Consider the following 20,039-nt stretch of genomic DNA (forward strand, 5'->3'; position numbering starts at 1 on the left):
CATATTCGTAGAATCACGCCGTACTTGTGATAAAGTAAAATTCATAGGGGGGAGTGAATATGGATATGATCCTAAAAAAAGTATTTGTCGGTTTGCCACAAAAAGTCGGTGTAAAAGACGCAAAAAATCCGATGGAACGGGAATGGGAGAGCGGAATTTTTAAACAACCAATCCAAGGTCCTGTTTTGCTGACTAAAACGGGTTTATTAGGTGATGGACAAGCCGATAGGGAAAACCATGGAGGACCTGAAAAGGCGGTTTTTGTCTATCCTTTTGAACACTATGAAAACTGGCAAAAGGAATTAAATACAACAGAAATCGGCCCTGGTGCTATGGGTGAAAATTTTTTATTGGAAAATGTAAAAGAAGATATGGTTGCTATTGGAGACACGTATCAAATTGGGGATGCGATTGTTCAAGTATCTCAGCCTAGGCAGCCATGCTGGAAGCCGGCCCGTCGTTTTAAAATAAAAAATTTGGCTTTATTAATCCAAAATTCAGGAAGAACCGGGTGGTACTTTAGGGTTTTAAAAGAGGGGAATATCGAGGTGGGCCAAAAGCTTACCCTAATTGAAAGACCATACCCTAAATGGACAATTTCCAAGTGCAATGAGATTATGCATGGTACTTCGCCAAATCCGGAAGAGGTACGTGAATTTGCTCAATGTGAGTTGCTTGCCCAAAATTGGAAAAACACGTTAAATAAGCGGATAGCAACGGGCGAAACTTCTGATATACGAAAAAGAGTCATAGGACCAAATGAATAACTTGATTAATTTTCAATCGATTGTATAATATAAATGAATGTTTTCTAGGGTTCCGCAGTCTGCTGGCTGGTCTGGACCGAGAGAAAACTCACAGCCTAGGCTGTGTCACGGAGGGATAAAAGCCCGGGAGATGCTGTTTTTAACAGTGGTCTCTCAGGCTTTTTTGTTTTTTATCGGGAAATTTTTATGTAGGAGGTATCATATAGATGAACAAAAATTGGGCAACAGTGTTTATTGCCGCCTTTTTTGAAGTCTTTTGGGTAATTGGCTTAAAACATGCTGATAACTTTTGGACGTGGCTTGGTACTGCCATTTCGATTTTTATCAGCTTCTACTACATGATCATGGCAGGGCGGAAATTACCGGTTGGTACTGTATATGCTGTATTTGTGGGTATGGGAACTGCTGGAACAGTCCTTTCTGATATTGTCTTCTTCGGTGAACCATTTAATATCGGAAAAATTTCTTTAATTTTAGTTTTATTAGTGGGCGTCATCGGGTTGAAATTAGTGACGAAGGACGAGGTTGAGGAAGGGGTGAAAGTCTAATGGCGTGGGTATCCTTGTTTGTGGCCGGTCTTTTTGAAATGTTCGGTGTGGTCATGATTAATAAATTGCATAGGGATAAAAATTGGCAGGCAAAAGTGCTCCTGCTCCTTGGTTTTGGTGGTAGCTTTCTATTTCTTGCTCTTGCGATGAAGACCTTGCCGATGGGTACGGCTTATGCAATTTGGACTGGAATTGGCGCCTCAGGCGGTGCTATCCTTGGTATGCTTTTATATGGAGAGCCAAAGGATTGGAAACGCCTTGCTTTTATAACAATCATAATAGGATCGGTTATTGGCCTGAAATTGATTTCTTAGTATATGCGGTGGCTCAAGGAGGAGACAGGGGGTCTGCCCCCTTGTCCCCCTTTATTCCTTAATTGATAAGCGCCGCCTTTTCCGATCGGAAGCCTCGGCAAAAAGTTTTTTTTCTTCCTCTGTTTCAGGGATAATACCGAGAACGGGGATAGGCTTTTTATTTTCATCTATTGCAACCATTGTTGTGATGGCATTGGTTGTTAACGTTCTTTTGCCTGTTTCAAGATTTTCCGTTTCTACTTTTACATAGACCTCCATTGATGTTCTTCCTGTTGAAATGATGCTTGCCTCAAGAAAGAGGATGTCGCCAACTACGGCAGAAGAAACAAAATTTACAGTGTCTATAGAAGCTGTTACAACGGTACTCTTGCTGTGTCTCATAGCAGTAATTCCTGCTATTTCATCAATGTGTGCTAATACAACACCGCCGAAAATCGTCCCCATATGGTTTGTATCTTGTGGTAAGACAAGTTTTGTTTGAAATGTTCTAGATATGTTACTGGATATTTTGTCAGTCATTTAATTCCCTCATTTCCTTTTCTTATATCATTCATATTCTTTATAGTTTGCACGCAATCCTTTTTTATATTTCAAAGTAACTAATTTCGACAACCTTTTATCGGGAGAAAGGCTATTATAATATGAAAAACTTATTTTAGGAGACAGATGAATGGCTAATGCTGAATTAATAAAAAGATATGTCATATTTTTAGTTGGACTATTATTTATGGGGCTGGGGATTGCTTTAATAACCAAATCCACATTGGGTACATCACCAATTTCGAGTGTACCATATGTGGTGAGCTTAATCACTCCATTTACATTTGGTCAATTGACCTTTGCGCTCTCTTTGGTTTGTATTCTTATTGAAATTGCAATTTTACGGAAGGATTTTACGAAAGATCAATATTTGCAGGTGTTTGTAGGGCCCTTTTTTGGACTTTTTGTCGATTTGGGGATGTTTATTTTTTCTTTTATTATTCCCAATTATTATATTGAAAAACTTTTATGTGTTGTATTGGGATCGATTATCCTTGCGCTGGGAGTGTACTTGCAAGTGTTTGCCGGGGTTATTATAAATCCGGGAGAGGGAGTAGTTAAGGCAATCGCTGGTAAGTTAGGAAAAGACTTTGGGACGATAAAAATTCTGTTTGATTGGTTACTAGTCATTATAGCTCTTATTATTTCTTTAGGTTCACTTGGAGTAATAGAGGGTGTACGGGAAGGGACGCTAATTTCTGCCTTTCTTGTCGGTTTTTTTGTAAAAATATTCAACAAAATCTTTGTAAAGCATGTACAGATAGAAAGATGGTTTGCGAATTAATTAGACTAAAAGAAAAAGTGGACACATCCCAAATTAGGGTATCGTCAGGAAATGTGGAAAACATGTGTTAAGGGGTTTTTCAGAAAATCATGATCAATTAAACGTATAAGAAAAGCACGTAATTTACTTTCGATGGTAATTTACGTGCTTTTTTAATCTAAATTAATTTAAAGGTATTTCGTTTTTTGGGAATATTTTATCCGTGTTGTTTATTGATAAAGAATACCATAACCCTCGTAATCTACTGGAAATGAATGTGACTTTGGTTCGAATCTTATTTGAGCACCAGATAATGAATTGCTTTTTCCTGAAATGGTTACAGTATATGGGTCTGTATATGAACCAGATACATATTTATAACCCCAATCATCATCACCATACCACTTATGAATTGTTATTACATAGGTAATCCCCGGTGTTTGTATATCACTATAATTATTGTCTTGTGTAAGCGCCAATTTAACAGTGGATGTTCCGCTTATACCAAAAACACAGTCAGAGTAAAAATCAACTCCATCTTCTCTATTCCAGAAATTATATTCACATAGATTAATTGCATTTAACCCTATAGTTGTGTCAGAACCTTTTTGTATTACTTTATACTCATTGGTTTGTAAAGAGTCAAAATCTATCCTTACTTTATTTGAAACAATATTAAAGGGAACCTTTGAAATTTCACCGTTTTCAAAATTCAATGTAGCTACAAAGCTATTGTTATCATTATTTTTTTCGGTATCTTTTTCGGTGTTATTTCGGTGTCGGTATTTATGTAATAGTCTCCCGGAAATTGAATTTCCGAGGGACTATTTTAAAAAACTATTTTTTATAATATATTTCCATAAATACATTGGATATAAAAAACAATAGAATAATACCTTGTATAGCAGAGTATCTATTTGGTATAATTTTGGGGGAGGGGATTTGTTGGAATTCGAAAAGGAGATTTTAAAGGGTTATATCGATACTATAATTTTATCGATTATCTCTAAAAAACCAATATATGCTTATAAATTATCAAAGGAAATTTTGATGAATACCAAAGGGACATTTTCAATAAAAGAGTCAACATTATATTTAGCTTTAAAGAGGTTGGAGAAAAGTGGATTTATTATGTCTTGGTGGGATGAATCTAAGGGGAGTCCGAGAAGAAAGTACTATGATATTACAAATATAGGTATAGAAAGATTAGAAAACAAACAAAGAGAATGGCGTGAATTTAAACAAATTGTCGATTTTTTCTTAAATTAGGAGGTAAAATACTTGGAGAATTTATCTAATCTAATTGATGACCAGTCTGCATTACTAATTCATGAATTTTGTCAAAAAGTATGTTTTAAAATTAATGAATCTAAGGAGACAAAAGAAGAAATATATGAAGAGTTAAAAAGTAATATGGAAGAGGAAGTCATTGAACTTGTGAAAAATAATTTTACGTCTGCTGAAGCAACCAAAATGGTCTTGCAAGGGTATCATTCTCCTCAAAAAATGGTGAATAAGCTTAGTGAAATTTATAAAACAAAAAAATGGCTAAATGGAAAGTTGTTAAAATTAGCCGCTTTTTGTTTAATATTTAGCATAATATTTATATCTACTTTTTACTACTGGAATTTTAAGTATATAAAATTACAGGCTGAACAATTTTTTGATCTACTCCCAGATACAGTGGAGTTTATTGAAAATGGAGTTTCATTAGAAACTGAAGAAATGATTAAATATGGGGTAGATAATTTTTTAAGTGTACAAGCAGCTATGATAAGTATTGTAGAATATGAAGATGCTTATAACTTTAATGGTGAATATCAATATATTTACAATTCAAAAGAAAGGAATAGGCTCTTTGAAAAAGAGAGGGAACATATTTTCAATTTCCCCTTTTATGGTATTTCAAAGAGAATACCTAATAGCGATATAATTGTAGAAGCTCAAATTAAACTAATTCAACTTAGTAATAATATTCTATATTTCGGTATATTTTTATTTGCTTGTTACTGGTTTTTATTTTCAACTTGGGCAGTTTCAAACTTGAAGTATAATCATGTGAATAAATTACAATTAGCGGTTGTTATAGTTTTACTTTTTAATATAGTAGGTTATTTATTTTATGTAAAAAGGAATGTTGCAAGCTTATAGTCAGAGAAAAGAAGGCAAAGATTTTGTTATATAACAAGACTAAAGATTTTCTAATTTTATAAATTTTTATATATGAAAACCTTCGATTGTTACATCGATCATTTTCGATGCAATAACATAAGTTAGTACCGAATACAACGCTTTATCCCAACCAAAAACAAATCCTGCACTAAAAAAAATAAAAATATTAATGAACATGATAACTTTGCCAATAGAAAAAGTTGTCGCTCTGTTAACTAATATTCCTACTAATTCGGTGCCATCAAGGGAGCCTCCATAACGGATCACCAAGCCGACTCCAATTCCTAATAAAGCCCCACCAAGAATCGAAGCGACAAATAAATTTTTTGTTGGAACAGGTGCATTATATAGAAAATACGTGCCAAGTGATAAAATGCTTATCCCGATTAATGTCGTAAATACAAATCTTTTTCCGATTTTTTTATAACCAATATAGAGAAAGGGAAGATTTAATAATAAAAGATATAATTCTAATTTTAAACCGGTTAAATAAGAAAAGATGATCGAGACCCCAACGATACCGCCATCAATGATATGATTTGGTACTAAAAAGCTTTTCAAACCAAGAGCCGCAAACAGTGAACCGATTGACACGAAAAAAGTACACTTTACTAGATTTATAATGGGTAAACCGCTTCTTTCTATAGGTGAGAGCTTTGATGGGAGCGATTGTGCCATGATGAATGGCGGAATTAAAAATCCAATTGAACCTTCGATAAAAGCGAGTGGCATAGAGAAACCATAAGGGATTATTTTGCTTATTTCACCAGTAAACAGGGTAGTTGCACTGAATATTAGGGAACTGCTAATTAGGTTTTTTTGACCATTTTCTAAAAATGGATTAAGTAAAAGTCCAAGGTTTAGAATATCCAAAAAAAGATAAATAAGGCTGAATGTGACCCAAACAAATAAATAAAGTAATGCTAGATTTGTTAATTTTATTAAATACATTCAATTCGCTTCCCTTTCAATTTAACAAGACAGATGTTAAATTTTATGAAATGAGACTTTATTTTAAGACAAGAAGTAAGATTAAAAAAAGGAGGAATGTTCAAGATGAATGACGATAAGGTAAAACAAAAGGTTAAAGAGACTTTTGGTAAAAATGCTGAAAAATATATAAAGAGTGAATCCCATGCAAAGGGAGATGATCTTCCGCTGTTAGTGGAGTGGATGCAGCCGCAATCAAATTGGATTGTGTTAGATATTGCTACAGGTGGTGGGCATGTTGCGAAAACATTATCGCCACATGTGGCGACCGTTTATGCAACGGATTTAACGGAGCCAATGCTAAGTAATACAGCCAGCCATTTAAGTAAAGTTTGCACGAATATTTTTTACGTCATTGCCGATGCTGAAAACCTACCATTCTTAGAGGGGACGTTTGACGTTGTAACGTGCCGGATCGCACCGCATCATTTTCCAAATCCAAATAAATTTATAAAGGAAGCATCACGGGTCTTAAAACCAGGTGGGGAATTTTTACTAATAGATAATGTTGCACCAGAAGAGGAACATTTGGGTGTGTTCATGAATACTGTCGAAAAGCTGAGAGATGAAAGTCATGTCCGCTGCCTTTCCGTCAATGAATGGAAGGAACTATTTGCTTCAAACGGTTTGCAGGAGATTCAATCCCAAAATCGCAAAAAAAGATTTCAGTTTCCAACCTGGGTGGGAGTGACCGCCAAAAATCAACAGCAAATCGACACTGTAGAACAATATATTTTAAATGCGGATGAAGAATTAAAAACCTATTTTTCAATAGTAATGAGCGAAAATGAAGATCATGTACTATCCCATCAAATTGACGAGTGGATGGTTCTTTGTCAGAAAAAGGTTCAATAGTTAAATAAACGCAAAGAGCAGGGACTTCTAATCGAGTTTCTGCTTTTTTTCTTAGTAGTGGTAAGAAAAGCACTATAGAAATATATATAAATAATAGAATGCTGGGCCAGAGAACCCGACCCATGTCCCAGGAGGTGGTTAAGTGTTTTTGAAATCCTTTGAAACGAAACAGATGCTGGAAGCGATATTAGGAAGTATTGATGAAGCAATTCATGCTGTGAATTCAGAGGGGATCACGATTTTTTATAATAAAGTGGCGGCCAAACATGATGGGGTAGAAATAGATGAGGTCTTGGGGAAGCATGTACTCGAGGTTTTTCCGTCCCTAAATAATGAAACAAGTACGCTGCTAAAGGTGGTTGAAACAGGAAAACCGATCTATCAACAATCGCAAACCTATAAAAATACGAAAGGCGTGTTGATTGACACCATTAATACAACCCTGCCGATCAAAGTGGGAGATAGAATTGTTGGGGCGATTGAAATTGCCAAGGATTTATCAAGAGTAAAGCAATTATCCCAGAAGCTGCATGAGCTGCAGGAAAGAGTTGTGACCCAAAAAACGAAGCCAACCACTATTTCGGGTGCTAAGTATCATTGGGATGATTTCATTACCGCCTCTGAAACAATGAAAAATGTAAAGGCACATGCAAAAAGGGCAGCCTGCAGTACTTCTCCTGTTATCGTTTATGGGGAAACAGGAACTGGAAAAGAGCTGCTTGTGCAATCAATTCATAATGCATCACCGAGGAGTAATGGTCCGTTTATTGCCCAAAATTGTGCATCCTTACCGGAATCATTACTTGAAAGTATATTGTTTGGTACAAAAAAGGGCAGTTTTACAGGTTCAGTAGATCGTGCTGGTTTATTTGAGCTTGCCCATGGCGGTACACTTTTTTTAGATGAAATCCATGCCATGCCTTTGGACTTCCAAACGAAGCTTTTACGTGTATTGGAGGACGGCGTTATACGGAGGGTTGGCGGAATGGAATCCTATGCGGTAGATGTCAGAATTATTGTAGCAATGAATGAACATCCTTTAGATTGCCTGGAGAAAAATACGCTACGCATTGATTTATATTATCGCCTCAATGTATTTTTTATCGGTATTGTCCCATTAAGGGAAAGAAAAGAGGATATTTCGTTATTAGCTAACCATTTTATGAAAAAATATAATTACCAATTAAATAAATTCGTTATTAAAATTGACGATAAAGTGATCCTGCTCCTTGAAGGCTTAGAGTGGCCAGGGAATGTTCGGGAATTAGAAAATACAATCGAATACGCGATGAATGTCGTTGATGGTGATACAATTAAACTTGAACATCTACCGCCCATTCTGAAAGAGCCAGTCGAAACTATTAGTGTAATGGAGGAAAAAACCTTATTAAAACCGTTACGGGTTGCTGTTGAACAAACGGAAAGGAAAATGATACTTCAAGCGCTAAGTATAACGAAAGGAAATGTAGTAAAGGCCTCCAATATATTAAAAATCCCGAGACAAACGCTTCAATATAAAATGAAAAAGCATGGGCTTATAGGTGAGGAAAAAGAGTAGGAAGGGAGGGAACTAATTTGAAATCAACCTCTGAAACTAAAATTTTAAAAACTCCCGATTATACCATTCATCTCTATATCGATTATTTTAATAAACGGCTTCGCGTCGACGATTATCGTGGCAATGTAAACATGATCGTTCAAGAGCTGAATAAAGCGATGGACGGCTACAAATTTACGAAATTAATCTATTTTTCAAGAGTTGAACATTGGAGGCAGCTCCTTTCGATAGGCTTTGAGTTAGAAGGGATCATTAAGGGTTATTTTAATGGCTCAGATAACTATATCATGACTTGTTATAAAGAAAATGAACGGCGAACAAGTACCAGTTGGCTTCAAGAGGATGCGATTATTCAATCGATTCAAGAAAAAGGGAAAAAGATGCACGAAATCAAGCTTCCCAGCCAGTATAGAATTCGGAAAGCTAAGACGGAGGATGCCGTTAAGCTTGCTGAACTTTATAACAACGTTTTTCCTGTTTATCCAACACCAATGAATAATCCGGAATATGTAACGAAAGTGATGATAACTGGAGGGACTATTTTTTACGTAGGTGAATGCAATAATGAACTTGTCAGTGCGGCATCGGCCGAGATTAATGCTTCACTCCATAATGCCGAGATTACGGATTGTGCTACATTACCTGAGCATCGAAAATACGGCTTGCTAAAAAGGCTTATGGTTGAACTTGAAAAAGAACTAAAGGATGCCGGCATCTATTGTGCTTTTTCGCTTGCCCGTGCGCTTTCTTACGGAATGAATGCAGCCCTTTTTCAGCTTAGCTATCAATACAACGGCCGCTTAACTAATAACTGCTTTATTTTCGATAAAATTGAAAATATGAATGTATGGGTAAAAGATTTATCTTCCTAACCAGGGTCTAAACAAAATCACCGTTGCTGCCGATTTTTATGCAATGTGCTCATTTTTCGGCATATTGAATCCTTTAAAAGTGCTGGAATTTCGGCATTAATTTTACAAAAAGATATTGCAAACGCATTTTCCCTCTCCCTTAACGTTGGCACACTTCTTGCATATTATTTAAGTAAAGCTTTAATTAAAGGCAAAATAAGTGCTAAACAGAAAGTAAGGGGGAAATTACAATGCTTCATGATTTATATAAACCATCACGGCATTGGAAAGATATCGAGCTTTGGAAGGACGTATCAGAGGAGCAATGGAATGATTGGATTTGGCAGCTGACAAATACCATTCGTACACTTGATGATTTAAAAAAGGTGATTGATCTGACACCGGAGGAAGAAGAGGGCGTACGTATATCCACAAAAACAATCCCACTAAACATTACCCCATATTATGCATCATTAATGAATCCAACCGATTCCAGATGTCCGATTCGAATGCAGTCTGTTCCAGTTGGAAAGGAAATCTACAAAACAAAATATGATATGGAAGATCCGTTAGAAGAAGACGAGGATTCACCAGTTGCCGGTTTAACCCACCGTTATCCTGATCGAGTCCTATTCCTTGTCACAAATCAATGCTCCATGTATTGCCGCTATTGTACACGCCGCCGTTTTTCCGGCCAAATTGGCATGGGCGTTCCGAAGAAACAGATTGATGGTGCAATTGACTATATTCGGAATACACCAGAGGTCCGGGATGTCCTACTCTCAGGTGGTGACGCTTTATTAATAAATGATACGATTCTCGAATATATTATTAAAAATTTACGAGCAATCCCACATGTTGAAATCATTCGAATCGGCACAAGAGCCCCAGTCGTTTTTCCACAACGAATCACTGAAAACCTCTGCAATATTCTCAAAAAATATCATCCAGTTTGGCTGAATACTCACTTTAACACACCTATCGAAATAACCGAAGACTCAAAACATGCTTGTGAAATGCTTATAAATGCTGGAGTTCCTGTAGGAAACCAATCCGTTATATTGGCAGGCATCAACGACAGCGTCCCAATCATGAAAAAACTCATGCATTCGTTAGTGAAAATCCGTGTACGCCCATATTACATCTACCAATGCGATCTTTCAGAAGGAATTGGCCATTTCCGTGCCCCGATTTCAAAAGGAATAGAAATTATTGAAGGGTTGCGCGGGCATACATCCGGATATGCAGTACCAACCTTTGTTGTGGATGCTCCTGGTGGAGGAGGAAAAATTGCGTTACAGCCCAATTATATAATTTCACAAAGCCCTACAAAAACGGTCCTTCGCAATTTCGAAGGGGTCATTACCACATACCCAGAGCCAGAAAACTATGTAGGGGGCCGGGCCGACGACTATATAAGTGAATTATTCCCAGGACTCATAAAAACGCCATCTAAAACCGGAATTACCTCATTAATGAACGACGAGCAATTTAATCTTGTTCCAAAATCGCTACAGCGCCATGATCGCCGCCAAAATTTCAAACAAAGTCCAACCTATTCTAGCTTAAAAGAAAAGCGCGAAAAACGCGATGAACTCAAAGAGAAAAAGTTTCAAGCCCAACTTAAAAAAGAGAATGAAGGCGAATGAGCCACAGGGTCGGGTTCTCTGGTCCAGTTTTGCGAGCCAGAGGGTCGGGAACTGTGTCCCAGAAAGGAGTGAGATGAGTGAATTGTGAATGGTGCAAAGCTGCTAATGCAGTGGAAACAACCTGTACTGTCTACTGGGAACTTCCGGATGGGTCAAGAGCAATTGAAATTACGGATACCCCCGGGATTTCATGTCCGGACTGTGGTATGGAATATCAGCCTGAAAATTTTATTGAAGAAATTGAAGACCAACTCATGCTTATTGATACAAAACAAATTGCCAAAACAATACCCTACGAACAATTAATGCAATTACCTAAAATGCTAAAAAGAAATTACTTTAAATTTTGATTGTGTGGGAACGCTAGGACGGTTCTCGTATTCCATGGAACACACGAACCGTCCCCATGTTCCACCAACTTTGCTTCCAAGGAAAGAGGGGATTCGCTTGAAGCGTTCCTTATTGATTAAACCAATGATGAATGAATACTATCCAACTGTTACCCATGGAGATGGGATTTACCTATTTGATAATACCGGAAAAAAATATATCGATGGTTGCTCCGGTGCAGTCACCGCAAGCATCGGTCACACCAACCCCGAAATAATAGCAGCCATGTATGAACAAGCCAATAAAGTTTCCTTTGTCTATCGCTCACAATTTACATCTGAGCCGGCTGAAGAGCTCGCAAATAAGTTGAATTCACTTTTAAATGCAAAAGAAGACTATTGGTCCTTTTTTGTTAACAGTGGGTCTGAAGCAGTTGAGACAGCCATGAAGATTGCGATCCAGCACTGGCAGGAGAAAGGCAACTATCGGAAAAATAAAATACTTTCACGCTGGATCAGTTACCATGGAATCACCATTGGTGCCTTATCATTATCAGGTCATGTAAAACGTCGTGAGCGCTTTGTTCACATTTTAGAAGACTACCCGGTTGTATCACCTGTCTATTGCTACCGTTGTCCATTCAATCAAAAGTATCCGGATTGTCAGCTGTCTTGTGCCAACGATTTAGAAACAGCGATTGAGCGGGCAGGTGCAGATCAAATTGCTGCCTTTATTGCGGAACCAATTGTTGGTGCAGCGGGCGGTGCGATTACACCTCCGGATGGCTACTATCAAAAGATTAGAGAAATTTGTGACCGTCATCATATTTTGTTTATCGCGGATGAAGTGATGACCGGGCTTGGCAGGACGGGAAAAATGTTTGGCCTGGACCACTGGGGAGTAAGGGCCGATATCATGGCACTTGGAAAAGGGGTGAGTGCCGGCTATACCCCGATTGCAGCGGCACTTGCCAGCGAAAAAGTTATGGAACCGATATTAAACGGTTCGAACTCTATTATGAGCGGCCATACCCTAAGTGCAAATCCACAATCAACTGCCACGGCTCTCGCTGTTATTAATTTTATTGAAAAAAGTAAGTTAGTTGAAAATGTGCAGGAAAACGGGGAGTATTTGCTTCAAAAACTACAAGCATTAGCAGCAAACTCCCAAATAATCGGTGATGTCCGCGGTAAAGGGCTCATGATTGGAATCGAATTTGTTTCAGATGTAAAAACAAAACAACCATTCTCAAGTGGTGTGCAAATTACTAAAAAGATAGTCGATCAAGCGCGCGATAAAGGCCTACTTGTTTACCCGGCATCTGCCGGAAAAGAAGGAGCACAGGGTGATGCTGTTATTATTTCACCCCCATTTATCATCACCAAACAGGAGATTGACGACCTTGTTGCGGTTTTAAAAGAAACCATTGAAGCGGTTCAAAATGAATTAGTGGGATAGGAGGTAAACAACATGCAAGCACCTCCACAAAGATTAATAAATAAAGTGGTTCCTATTGAGGAAGCAATGGCCTTTATCGAGGATGGATGCACCTTAATGTTTGGCGGGTTTGGAGGCGTCGGAAATCCACCAACATTAATTAATGAAATCATCCGAAAAGAGGTTAAGGAATTAACATTAATAGGAAATGATACGGGCTTTCCTGATATCGGAATCGGCCGAATTGTAAGCCGTGGCATGGCTAAGAAAATCATTGTGTCACATATCGGCTCGAATCCAATTGCCGGAAAATTAATGATGGAAGGAAAAATGAAGGTTGAATTTTCACCCCAAGGAACATTAGTTGAACGAATTCGGGCAGGGGGAGTGGGCCTTGGCGGGATTTTAACAGATGTCGGTCTAGACAGTATGGTTGAAGAAGGAAAACAAAAAATAACTGTCGCCGGAAAAGATTATTTGGTGGAAACAGCCCTAACAGCAGATGTGTCAATTGTCTATGCAAAAAAGGCAGATACATTTGGCAATCTAATCTATGAAACAAGCGCCAGAAATACAAATCCATTAGTTGCAATGGCCGGTAAATGGACGATAGCTGAAGTAGAAGAAATTGTTGAAGTCGGTGAATTAAATCCGGAAGAAATCATAACACCGGGAATTTATGTCGATCGGGTTGTTAAAAGCAAAGGGGTCGATTGGAAATGGGCATGGGAGTAGATGTACGGAATCGAATTGCAAAGCGGGCAGCAAAGGAAATAAAGGATGGAATGATTGTAAATTTGGGGATCGGCATTCCATCTCTTATTCCTAACCATCTCCCAAAAGACATACAGGTCATGTTTCATGCGGAAAATGGGGTTTTGGGTGTAGGGAAATCTCCTGAAAAAGGGGCAGAGGACCCGACCCTTTGTAATGCCGGCGGATTTCCGGTGACGACAGTTCCGGGGGCATCATTCTTTGACAGTGCCACTGCCTTTGGAATGATCCGCTCCGGTAATGTTGATTTAACCGTTCTTGGCGGATTAGAGGTTAGTGAGAAGGGTGATCTTGCTAATTGGATTGTACCGGGAAAAAGGGTGCCCGGGATCGGTGGGGCAATGGAACTGGCCAAAAAAGCAAAAAAAGTCATTGTCCTCATGAATCATTGCAATAAATATGGTGAGCCTAAATTGCTGGAAAGCTGTGCACTGCCGTTAACGGCAAAGGCCTGCGTGAGTTTAATTATTACGGATATGGCTGTGATCGAAGTGACAGATCAAGGTTTTCTTTTAAAAGAGGTGATGGGACCTTACACAGTGGAAGAAATTAAAGAAAAAACGGCAGCCACTATGATTGTTTCGGAGAGCTTGCAGATTATTGATTAACAAGATGGAACATGAGAACCGTCCCCATGTTCCAAAGGAGGTTTGAGCCTTGGAAGATAACCGGCAGAAATTGTTACAGTCTCAAATTCATGACTGGCTTTTGAAAAATAAAGATTCTGGCACCCGGCTTTTACAAAAATTAGTGCAGGCTGACAGCACACAAGCAAATGAAAAAGGTGCACAGGGAATCGTCATAGAAGCTCTTCATGAAATCGGCTTGCGGGTTGATATTTGGGAGCAAGACGGTGATGAACTAGTACAACATCCTTATTTTGTATCGCCACGAACGGAATTTAAAGAAAGTCCCAATGTCGTCGGTGTAAAAAAAGGAACAGGCGGCGGACGCTCCCTTATTTTAAATGGCCATATCGATGTCGTTCCTGCCGGAGACTTCGAGCAATGGGAACATCACCCGTTTAGTGGGAAAGTGGTTGAAGGAAAATTATATGGGCGTGGTGCTACAGATATGAAGGGTGGGAATGTGTCACTCCTATTGGCATTATCGGCCCTTCAACAGCTAGACATACAACTAAAAGGGGACATTATTTTCCAAAGTGTAATTGAAGAGGAGAGCGGTGGGTCAGGTACGTTGGCGACTATTTTACGAGGCTATAAGGCCGATGCGGCGATCATACCAGAGCCGACCAATATGAGAATTTTTCCGAAGCAACAAGGGTCAATGTGGTTTCGGATTCATGTAAAAGGGCGAGCAGCCCATGGTGGCACCCGTTATGAAGGTGTAAGTGCGATAGAAAAAGCGCTATTGGTAGTTGAATATATAAACAAGCTTGAAAAAAAGAGAAACGAAAGGATTACCGATCCGCTTTACAGCAAAGTACCGATTCCAATCCCGATAAACCTGGGCAAAATTGAAGGGGGAAATTGGCCCTCCTCCGTGCCGGACCATGTAAAACTGGAGGGACGGATGGGTGTTTCTCCTGAAGAAACAATGGAAGAAGCTAAATTAGAGATGGAAAGCTGGATTGCAAAACTGCAAGAAGTAGACCCCTGGTTTGCCGAGCATCCGGTTGTTATTGAATGGTTTGGTGCCAGATGGGTACCTGGTGCAATAAATCTTGAACATGAATTAATGAATAAACTGATTACGAACTATCAGCAAATTCAAGGCGAGACCCCGATAGTGGAAGCTTCACCATGGGGGACCGATGGTGGTTTGCTGACAAAAGTCGGAGAAACTCCAACCATTGTATTTGGACCTGGCGTGACAGAAAAAGCACACCACCCTAACGAATACATTGAACTCGAAAAAGTATTTGAAGCCGCCGAAATCATTGCGCTAACAGCAATAGATTGGTGTGGTCTCCATTAAGCTTGGTGGGCCACGGGGTCGGGAACTGCGGCTCGAATTGGCCCGATTTAACAAAAGGGGTGATTCCTATGACCAAAAAACAAGTGGATATTCAACGATTGGAGGAGCTTGATAAAAAGCACTTTCTTCACCCAACAACTTCAATTAAAGAACAGCAGGAGGCAGGTCCAGCTTTTATTTTTCAAACAGGAAAAGGCATTTATCTTGAAGATATGAAGGGAACAACACTTATTGATGGAATGTCTTCCCTTTGGAATGTCAATGTTGGCCACGGCCGCGAGGAACTAGCCGATGCCGCCAAGGAGCAGATGGCTAAACTCGCTTTTACCTCATGTTTTAGCACGTTTAGTAATGAACCAGCGATTCTTTTGGCAAAAAAAATCACTGATCTGGCACCCGCGCCTTTGACTGCTGTTTTCTTTACATCCGGCGGTTCAGAAGCCAATGATACCGCTTATAAGCTTGCCCGCCATTATTGGCTTCTAAAAGGCCAACCGGAGCGAAAAAAAATCATCTCAAGAACAAAATCCTATCATGGCGTATCAATGGGGGCTACAAGCGCTACAGGATTGCAAGGCTTTCGTGAGTTTACAAAATCATTGGCGCCAGATTTCCACTTCGTTGACCATTTCGATACAGGGGCTTTACGCCGGTTAATTGAAGCAGAGGGACCCGAGACAATTGCGGCTATTATTGCCGAGCCGGTGCAAGGAGCTGGTGGGGTTCATGTTGCACCAAAAGATTATTTCAAGGAAGTAAAAGATATTTGTACACAATATGGGATTTTGCTCATTACCGATGAAGTGATTACCGGGTTTGGGCGTACCGGAAAGTGGTTTGGCATGGAGCATTATGGTGTTATCCCGGATATGATGTGCTTTGCAAAGGGAATAACAAGCGGATATGTCCAGCTTGGTGGGGTTATGATTTCGGAGCAAATCCATAATGATTTGAAGGAGCTTTCTAGTGGCACATTATTGCATGGTTATACGTATAGCGGGCACGCAATGGCCTGTGCTGTAGGGTTGAAAAATATTGAATTGATTGAGAAGGAAAACCTTGTTGAAAATGCAAGAGCAAGAGGAGAACAATTGCTTAAAAGCTTGGAATGGATTAAAAGCGAGAGAAAGATAGTAAGCGCTGTTAGAGGGCTTGGGCTTATGGCCGCTTTAGATTTTGTTGATCAAAATCAACAGCCATTTCAACCGCCTGTTTCTCCGTTCATTTTTAAAGAAGCAGCCAAACTCGGGTTAATTTGCCGAGCGGTAACATTAAATGCTCAAGATACGATTGTTCTTGCGCCGCCACTTATTATCTCAAAAGAGGAAACTGAAAAAATTATTCATATTTTAAAAGAAGCCATTAAAACAGTTGAATTAAACTATTACAATTAATTACCATCATTAACCCGCCCCTCCTAAGAAAAAATAGAAGTTAGGGGGGAGTAAGTGATGAAGTTTAAGGCCATTCATTTTTTTCTTTGTTTTATATTCATTTTTCTACCATCGAAATCCTTTGCCATAGAAGGAAATAAGGATCTATACGAGGATCAAGATGATCCACTTAGTTTTATGGTTGAAGTATTGCCTTGGGATCAAGTAAACAATATCATGCCCAAATATACAATCTTCACAATTATTGATGTCGAGACAGGCCTTTCTTTTAAAGTCCAACGACGGGCTGGAAGCCAGCATGCCGATGTACAGCCGTTAACCTACAAGGATACAAAAATCATGAAAAAAATTTACAACGGAAAATGGAGCTGGAACCGCAGGGCGATCCTTGTTCTTGTTGAAGATCAATTGCTCGCTGCCTCCATGCATGGAATGCCGCATGGAGCTGGAGCTCTGAAAAATGGCTTTCCAGGACATTTCTGTGTTCACTTTTGGGAAAGCACTACCCATAAAAGAGACAAAATGGATCCGGCTCACCAGCTTATGATTTTAAAAGCCGCTGGCAAGTTAGATGATTATTTTAATCAAATCGATCCATACAAGATGATTGAAATATTTGCGTTAGCTGTAAATAATCACGATAAAAATATTCTAGCGGAGACGATCGTTGATAATAAATACAAACAAAAGTTGACCACTAAAATGACAAAGGATATCTCGTACTTTAGTATAATGGGGGTGTCATTATTGCCGATGGAGGACCTGAACTACCAATTGGTAATGGAAGTCCCTGTCAAGGTTGAATTTCTTGATAAAAATAAAGGCAAATCAAAAAAGGTCATTCATTTTGTGGTCAGAAGAGATAGTCTCGTCGATAGATGGTATATTGAAGGGCAAACGATACTGAAGGAAATAAAGTAAAAGTAAAATGCCGTTGATTTTCATAAATAAAACGACTGTTAATTCCAGTCGTTTTTGCATTTATTTTTCTATAAGTTGGTCGCGATCATTAGCTTGTGGAGGCTCTTCCATCCAGCCGTGCTTTATCATTAAGCTTGCGCCTTCCTCTAAATATAATGAAATCTCAGGAATTAACGTTGCGTATTTTAACCCCAAATCCCTTCTTGGACTTGCTGCCATGGCTGCCCCATAAAATCCAACACCCGAAGCAATCATTGCCATAATGTGGAACATTAATAACTTATCCGAAAAAATTTTCTCTGTTGAATCAGAAATTGTAGCATCCCAAGACATTGGTACAGGTAAATCTTCATCGTGTAAAAAAGTACCGAAGATATCAATGTGTTTTTGAGCAATTTCTTTTCCTCTTTTGAAAAAGTCCTTTATTTCTTTACTTTCAGCTGTTTGAGCGAACCCGGTAATTAGTGCTTTTCCGATTGCATTCGTTTGAACATTATAAAACAAATGAGTAACCTCAACCGATGTCAGAGATCTCTTTTTACCGAAAAATCCTGCAAGATATTGTTTTGTTTCTACAAATTCCACTTTATCCGGAAGTGATAGGACGGGGGGCTTTACGTATGTACCTTGCTTTAACATTAAATTCCGTGTTAAATCCTGCAAGTGGACAGCCTTTTCCAATACCCTTTTAAAAAATGAGACAGTATCCTCACGTGTTGCAAGCCCTAAGGCAGAACCACCCGCACCCAATGCAATAATCGACAGATGCCGTAAATACATTAACTTATATGTATCTGAAAAAAGATTTTGGGCTGTTATATTAACATCCTGGTCCGAAAATCCTATAGGTATAGGGAAGTTTTCCTTTCTGAAAATATCAAGCAATAAAGAAACATTTTCTTTAGCAGTATCTATTGTCCACTCAATGATAGGCCGAACTTCCTCATCTTCAACATTTTCTAAAAAATAACGATTAACACATGTAGCCAATGTATCATTCATATATTGTGTCCATAGAGCGGATAGTTCTGCTGCTGTTAAAGGGATATTCATTTTATCTTCCACGAGTGCTACCTCCAATACCAAGTCGACTTTGTTATACTTAAAATCCCCCTATTTTTGGTAAATATGCACTCATAAAGGAAGGGCTCTATTGAGTTGCATGATTTAATCAAATATTTAATTAAAAATGGAATAGCAGGTATAATAAGGTTGGCTAAGGTATTGAATGAATGAAATTTTAATAAGTGGGTGGAAAAAGTGAGTGAAAAAGAGTCATTGAAAGAACAAATTATAAAAGCTTATAACTTTAGACATGCAACTAAACAATTTGATCCAAACAAAATAATTCCGGAAGATGATTTTAGATTTATTTTAGAAACAGGTCGTTTATCCCCAAGCTCCTTCGGAACAGAACCTTGGCGCTTTGTTGTCGTACAAAACCCAGAACTTCGGGAAAAAATTAAAAATGTATCATGGGGTGCGTTTGGAAAACTTCCTGAAGCCAGCCATTTTGTATTATTTTTAGCCAGAACAAGAGTGGATCTTACATATGATTCAGACTACTTGAGAAATCATTTTATTAATGTAAAACAAATGCCGGAAGAACATATGAGCAGATACCTCGGAAGAATCGAAGAATTCCAAAAATCAGACTTTAAGTTGCTTGATGGAGACCGCCCCTTATTCGATTGGGCTTGTAAGCAAACATACATCGCCCTTGGGAATATGATGACAGCCGCAGCACAAATTGGAATCGATTCATGCCCAATTGAAGGTTTCGATATCGAGAAGATGAATCAATTATTGAATGAGGCGGGTTTGACTGAAAATGGCCACTTTGGTTTATCAGTAATGGCAGCTTTCGGATATCGCATTAATGAACCAAGCCTGAAAACGCGCCGACCGTTTGACGATGTAGTAAAGTGGATTGAGTAGTGGTTGGGAGCGGGTGGGTGTCCGGATAACGACGTGTTGGACACCCGTGCCAAAACATTTGCCTTAAGTAGAGAACCGTTTGCAAAAAAGAGTCTATGGAGCCCTTACCTCAGTCTAGAAGCTGTCCTCGGTTACTTAAAGAATATATAGAGCCCGAACATCGGTCTGAAATCGTCTCCCGGTCACTAAAGGTGTCATAAACCTAAATACTAACCAAAAAGCCATTCCAGACCAAGTTCAGATACGCGCTGCTATTATCCGCTTTATGTAAGCAGCCCTTTATTAAATATAAAAGGTTGA

22 protein-coding genes and 1 riboswitch are annotated in these 20,039 nt (G+C 38.8%); of the genes, 18 read left to right on the forward strand and 4 right to left on the reverse strand.

Annotated features, from left to right (window positions below):
- The first annotated feature begins 59 nt into the window (after positions 1-59).
- From BAZO_RS05245 to BAZO_RS05255, 3 genes are all read left to right on the forward strand, one after another.
- Positions 60-767, forward strand: a complete 708-nt coding sequence (locus BAZO_RS05245; protein ID WP_003330283.1) for an MOSC domain-containing protein — start codon at positions 60-62, stop codon at positions 765-767.
- A gap of 33 nt (positions 768-800) precedes the next feature.
- Positions 801-899: riboswitch (guanidine-I (ykkC/yxkD leader) on the forward strand.
- A 74-nt stretch (positions 900-973) separates the two neighbouring features.
- Entirely contained in the window at positions 974-1,315 is a 342-nt protein-coding gene (locus BAZO_RS05250; protein ID WP_003330284.1) for a DMT family transporter, read from the forward strand.
- Positions 1,315-1,629: a DMT family transporter gene (locus tag BAZO_RS05255; protein ID WP_003330285.1), complete on the forward strand. Its 315-nt coding sequence runs from the start codon at positions 1,315-1,317 to the stop codon at positions 1,627-1,629. The genes BAZO_RS05250 and BAZO_RS05255 overlap by 1 nt, the downstream gene beginning before the upstream one ends.
- Before the next feature lie 51 nt (positions 1,630-1,680).
- Here BAZO_RS05255 and BAZO_RS05260 read toward each other — a convergent pair whose 3' ends face one another.
- Positions 1,681-2,148, reverse strand: a complete 468-nt coding sequence (locus BAZO_RS05260; RefSeq protein ID WP_003330286.1) for an acyl-CoA thioesterase — start codon at positions 2,146-2,148, stop codon at positions 1,681-1,683.
- Positions 2,149-2,299: 151 nt separating this feature from the next.
- Between BAZO_RS05260 and BAZO_RS05265 the strand changes: the two genes are divergently transcribed.
- Positions 2,300-2,953, forward strand: a complete 654-nt coding sequence (locus tag BAZO_RS05265; protein WP_003330287.1) for a YczE/YyaS/YitT family protein — start codon at positions 2,300-2,302, stop codon at positions 2,951-2,953.
- Positions 2,954-3,162: 209 nt separating this feature from the next.
- Here the strand turns inward: BAZO_RS05265 and BAZO_RS05270 are convergent, their stop codons facing one another.
- Positions 3,163-3,648, reverse strand: coding sequence for a hypothetical protein (locus BAZO_RS05270; RefSeq protein ID WP_003330288.1), 486 nt, complete (start codon positions 3,646-3,648; stop codon positions 3,163-3,165).
- Between the two features lie 229 nt (positions 3,649-3,877).
- Between BAZO_RS05270 and BAZO_RS05275 the strand changes: the two genes are divergently transcribed.
- Positions 3,878-4,201 carry a PadR family transcriptional regulator gene (locus BAZO_RS05275; RefSeq protein ID WP_003330289.1) on the forward strand — a complete coding sequence of 108 codons (324 nt, stop codon included), beginning with the start codon at positions 3,878-3,880 and terminating at the stop codon, positions 4,199-4,201.
- A 12-nt stretch (positions 4,202-4,213) separates the two neighbouring features.
- Positions 4,214-5,083 carry a hypothetical protein gene (locus BAZO_RS05280; protein ID WP_003330290.1) on the forward strand — a complete coding sequence of 290 codons (870 nt, stop codon included), beginning with the start codon at positions 4,214-4,216 and terminating at the stop codon, positions 5,081-5,083.
- A gap of 66 nt (positions 5,084-5,149) precedes the next feature.
- Here the strand turns inward: BAZO_RS05280 and BAZO_RS05285 are convergent, their stop codons facing one another.
- Positions 5,150-6,055, reverse strand: a complete 906-nt coding sequence (locus BAZO_RS05285) for a YitT family protein (protein WP_003330291.1) — start codon at positions 6,053-6,055, stop codon at positions 5,150-5,152.
- 105 nt (positions 6,056-6,160) lie between these two features.
- Here BAZO_RS05285 and BAZO_RS05290 point away from each other — a divergent pair, with 105 nt between their 5' ends.
- The 11 genes from BAZO_RS05290 to BAZO_RS05340 all read left to right on the forward strand — a co-directional run bounded on the left by BAZO_RS05290 (position 6,161) and on the right by BAZO_RS05340 (position 17,801).
- On the forward strand, positions 6,161-6,949 hold the full coding sequence (locus BAZO_RS05290; protein ID WP_003330292.1) for a class I SAM-dependent methyltransferase: 789 nt from the start codon (positions 6,161-6,163) through the stop codon (positions 6,947-6,949).
- A gap of 148 nt (positions 6,950-7,097) precedes the next feature.
- A complete protein-coding gene (locus BAZO_RS05295; protein WP_087946151.1) occupies positions 7,098-8,507 on the forward strand; it encodes a sigma-54 interaction domain-containing protein in 1,410 nt (469 codons plus the stop codon).
- 17 nt (positions 8,508-8,524) lie between these two features.
- Entirely contained in the window at positions 8,525-9,379 is an 855-nt protein-coding gene (gene ablB / locus BAZO_RS05300; protein ID WP_003330294.1) for a putative beta-lysine N-acetyltransferase, read from the forward strand.
- 230 nt (positions 9,380-9,609) lie between these two features.
- Positions 9,610-11,007, forward strand: coding sequence for a lysine 2,3-aminomutase (gene kamA, locus BAZO_RS05305; protein WP_003330296.1), 1,398 nt, complete (start codon positions 9,610-9,612; stop codon positions 11,005-11,007).
- Between the two features lie 77 nt (positions 11,008-11,084).
- Positions 11,085-11,357 (forward strand): YokU family protein, encoded by a 273-nt coding sequence (locus BAZO_RS05310; RefSeq protein ID WP_003330297.1) that lies wholly within the window; start codon positions 11,085-11,087, stop codon positions 11,355-11,357.
- A gap of 97 nt (positions 11,358-11,454) precedes the next feature.
- On the forward strand, positions 11,455-12,795 hold the full coding sequence (locus tag BAZO_RS05315; protein ID WP_039957026.1) for an aspartate aminotransferase family protein: 1,341 nt from the start codon (positions 11,455-11,457) through the stop codon (positions 12,793-12,795).
- Between the two features lie 12 nt (positions 12,796-12,807).
- The gene (locus BAZO_RS05320; protein WP_003330299.1) at positions 12,808-13,509 is read left to right on the forward strand and encodes a CoA transferase subunit A; all 702 of its coding nucleotides are present in this window, start codon (positions 12,808-12,810) and stop codon (positions 13,507-13,509) included.
- Entirely contained in the window at positions 13,494-14,156 is a 663-nt protein-coding gene (locus BAZO_RS05325; protein WP_003330300.1) for a 3-oxoacid CoA-transferase subunit B, read from the forward strand. Before BAZO_RS05320 ends, BAZO_RS05325 begins: the two co-directional genes overlap by 16 nt.
- A gap of 49 nt (positions 14,157-14,205) precedes the next feature.
- The gene (locus BAZO_RS05330; RefSeq protein WP_003330301.1) at positions 14,206-15,486 is read left to right on the forward strand and encodes a peptidase; all 1,281 of its coding nucleotides are present in this window, start codon (positions 14,206-14,208) and stop codon (positions 15,484-15,486) included.
- A 68-nt stretch (positions 15,487-15,554) separates the two neighbouring features.
- Positions 15,555-16,880, forward strand: coding sequence for an aminotransferase family protein (locus BAZO_RS05335; RefSeq protein ID WP_003330302.1), 1,326 nt, complete (start codon positions 15,555-15,557; stop codon positions 16,878-16,880).
- Positions 16,881-16,937: 57 nt separating this feature from the next.
- Complete coding sequence (locus tag BAZO_RS05340; RefSeq protein ID WP_003330303.1) at positions 16,938-17,801, forward strand: hypothetical protein; 864 nt, start codon at positions 16,938-16,940, stop codon at positions 17,799-17,801.
- A gap of 60 nt (positions 17,802-17,861) precedes the next feature.
- Here BAZO_RS05340 and BAZO_RS05345 read toward each other — a convergent pair whose 3' ends face one another.
- Entirely contained in the window at positions 17,862-18,866 is a 1,005-nt protein-coding gene (locus BAZO_RS05345; RefSeq protein WP_003330305.1) for a DUF3231 family protein, read from the reverse strand.
- Positions 18,867-19,061: 195 nt separating this feature from the next.
- Between BAZO_RS05345 and BAZO_RS05350 the strand changes: the two genes are divergently transcribed.
- Positions 19,062-19,739 (forward strand): NAD(P)H-dependent oxidoreductase, encoded by a 678-nt coding sequence (locus tag BAZO_RS05350; protein WP_003330306.1) that lies wholly within the window; start codon positions 19,062-19,064, stop codon positions 19,737-19,739.
- Positions 19,740-20,039 lie beyond the last annotated feature (300 nt).

The organism is Schinkia azotoformans LMG 9581, assembly GCF_000307855.1.
GTDB lineage: Bacteria > Bacillota > Bacilli > Bacillales > Bacillaceae_J > Schinkia > Schinkia azotoformans.

Bases quoted from the DNA above. Each gene is read 5' to 3' on its own strand.
- BAZO_RS05290 (WP_003330292.1), top strand. From the start codon at position 6,161: ATGAATGACGATAAGGTAAAACAAAAGGTTAAAGAGACTTTTGGTAAA.
- kamA (WP_003330296.1), top strand. From the start codon at position 9,610: ATGCTTCATGATTTATATAAACCATCACGGCATTGGAAAGATATCGAG.
- BAZO_RS05340 (WP_003330303.1), top strand. From the start codon at position 16,938: ATGAAGTTTAAGGCCATTCATTTTTTTCTTTGTTTTATATTCATTTTT.
- BAZO_RS05285 (WP_003330291.1), bottom strand. From the start codon at position 6,055: ATGTATTTAATAAAATTAACAAATCTAGCATTACTTTATTTATTTGTT.
- BAZO_RS05335 (WP_003330302.1), top strand. From the start codon at position 15,555: ATGACCAAAAAACAAGTGGATATTCAACGATTGGAGGAGCTTGATAAA.
- BAZO_RS05250 (WP_003330284.1), top strand. From the start codon at position 974: ATGAACAAAAATTGGGCAACAGTGTTTATTGCCGCCTTTTTTGAAGTC.
- BAZO_RS05265 (WP_003330287.1), top strand. From the start codon at position 2,300: ATGGCTAATGCTGAATTAATAAAAAGATATGTCATATTTTTAGTTGGA.
- BAZO_RS05325 (WP_003330300.1), top strand. From the start codon at position 13,494: ATGGGCATGGGAGTAGATGTACGGAATCGAATTGCAAAGCGGGCAGCA.
- BAZO_RS05255 (WP_003330285.1), top strand. From the start codon at position 1,315: ATGGCGTGGGTATCCTTGTTTGTGGCCGGTCTTTTTGAAATGTTCGGT.
- BAZO_RS05245 (WP_003330283.1), top strand. From the start codon at position 60: ATGGATATGATCCTAAAAAAAGTATTTGTCGGTTTGCCACAAAAAGTC.
- BAZO_RS05260 (WP_003330286.1), bottom strand. From the start codon at position 2,148: ATGACTGACAAAATATCCAGTAACATATCTAGAACATTTCAAACAAAA.
- BAZO_RS05320 (WP_003330299.1), top strand. From the start codon at position 12,808: ATGCAAGCACCTCCACAAAGATTAATAAATAAAGTGGTTCCTATTGAG.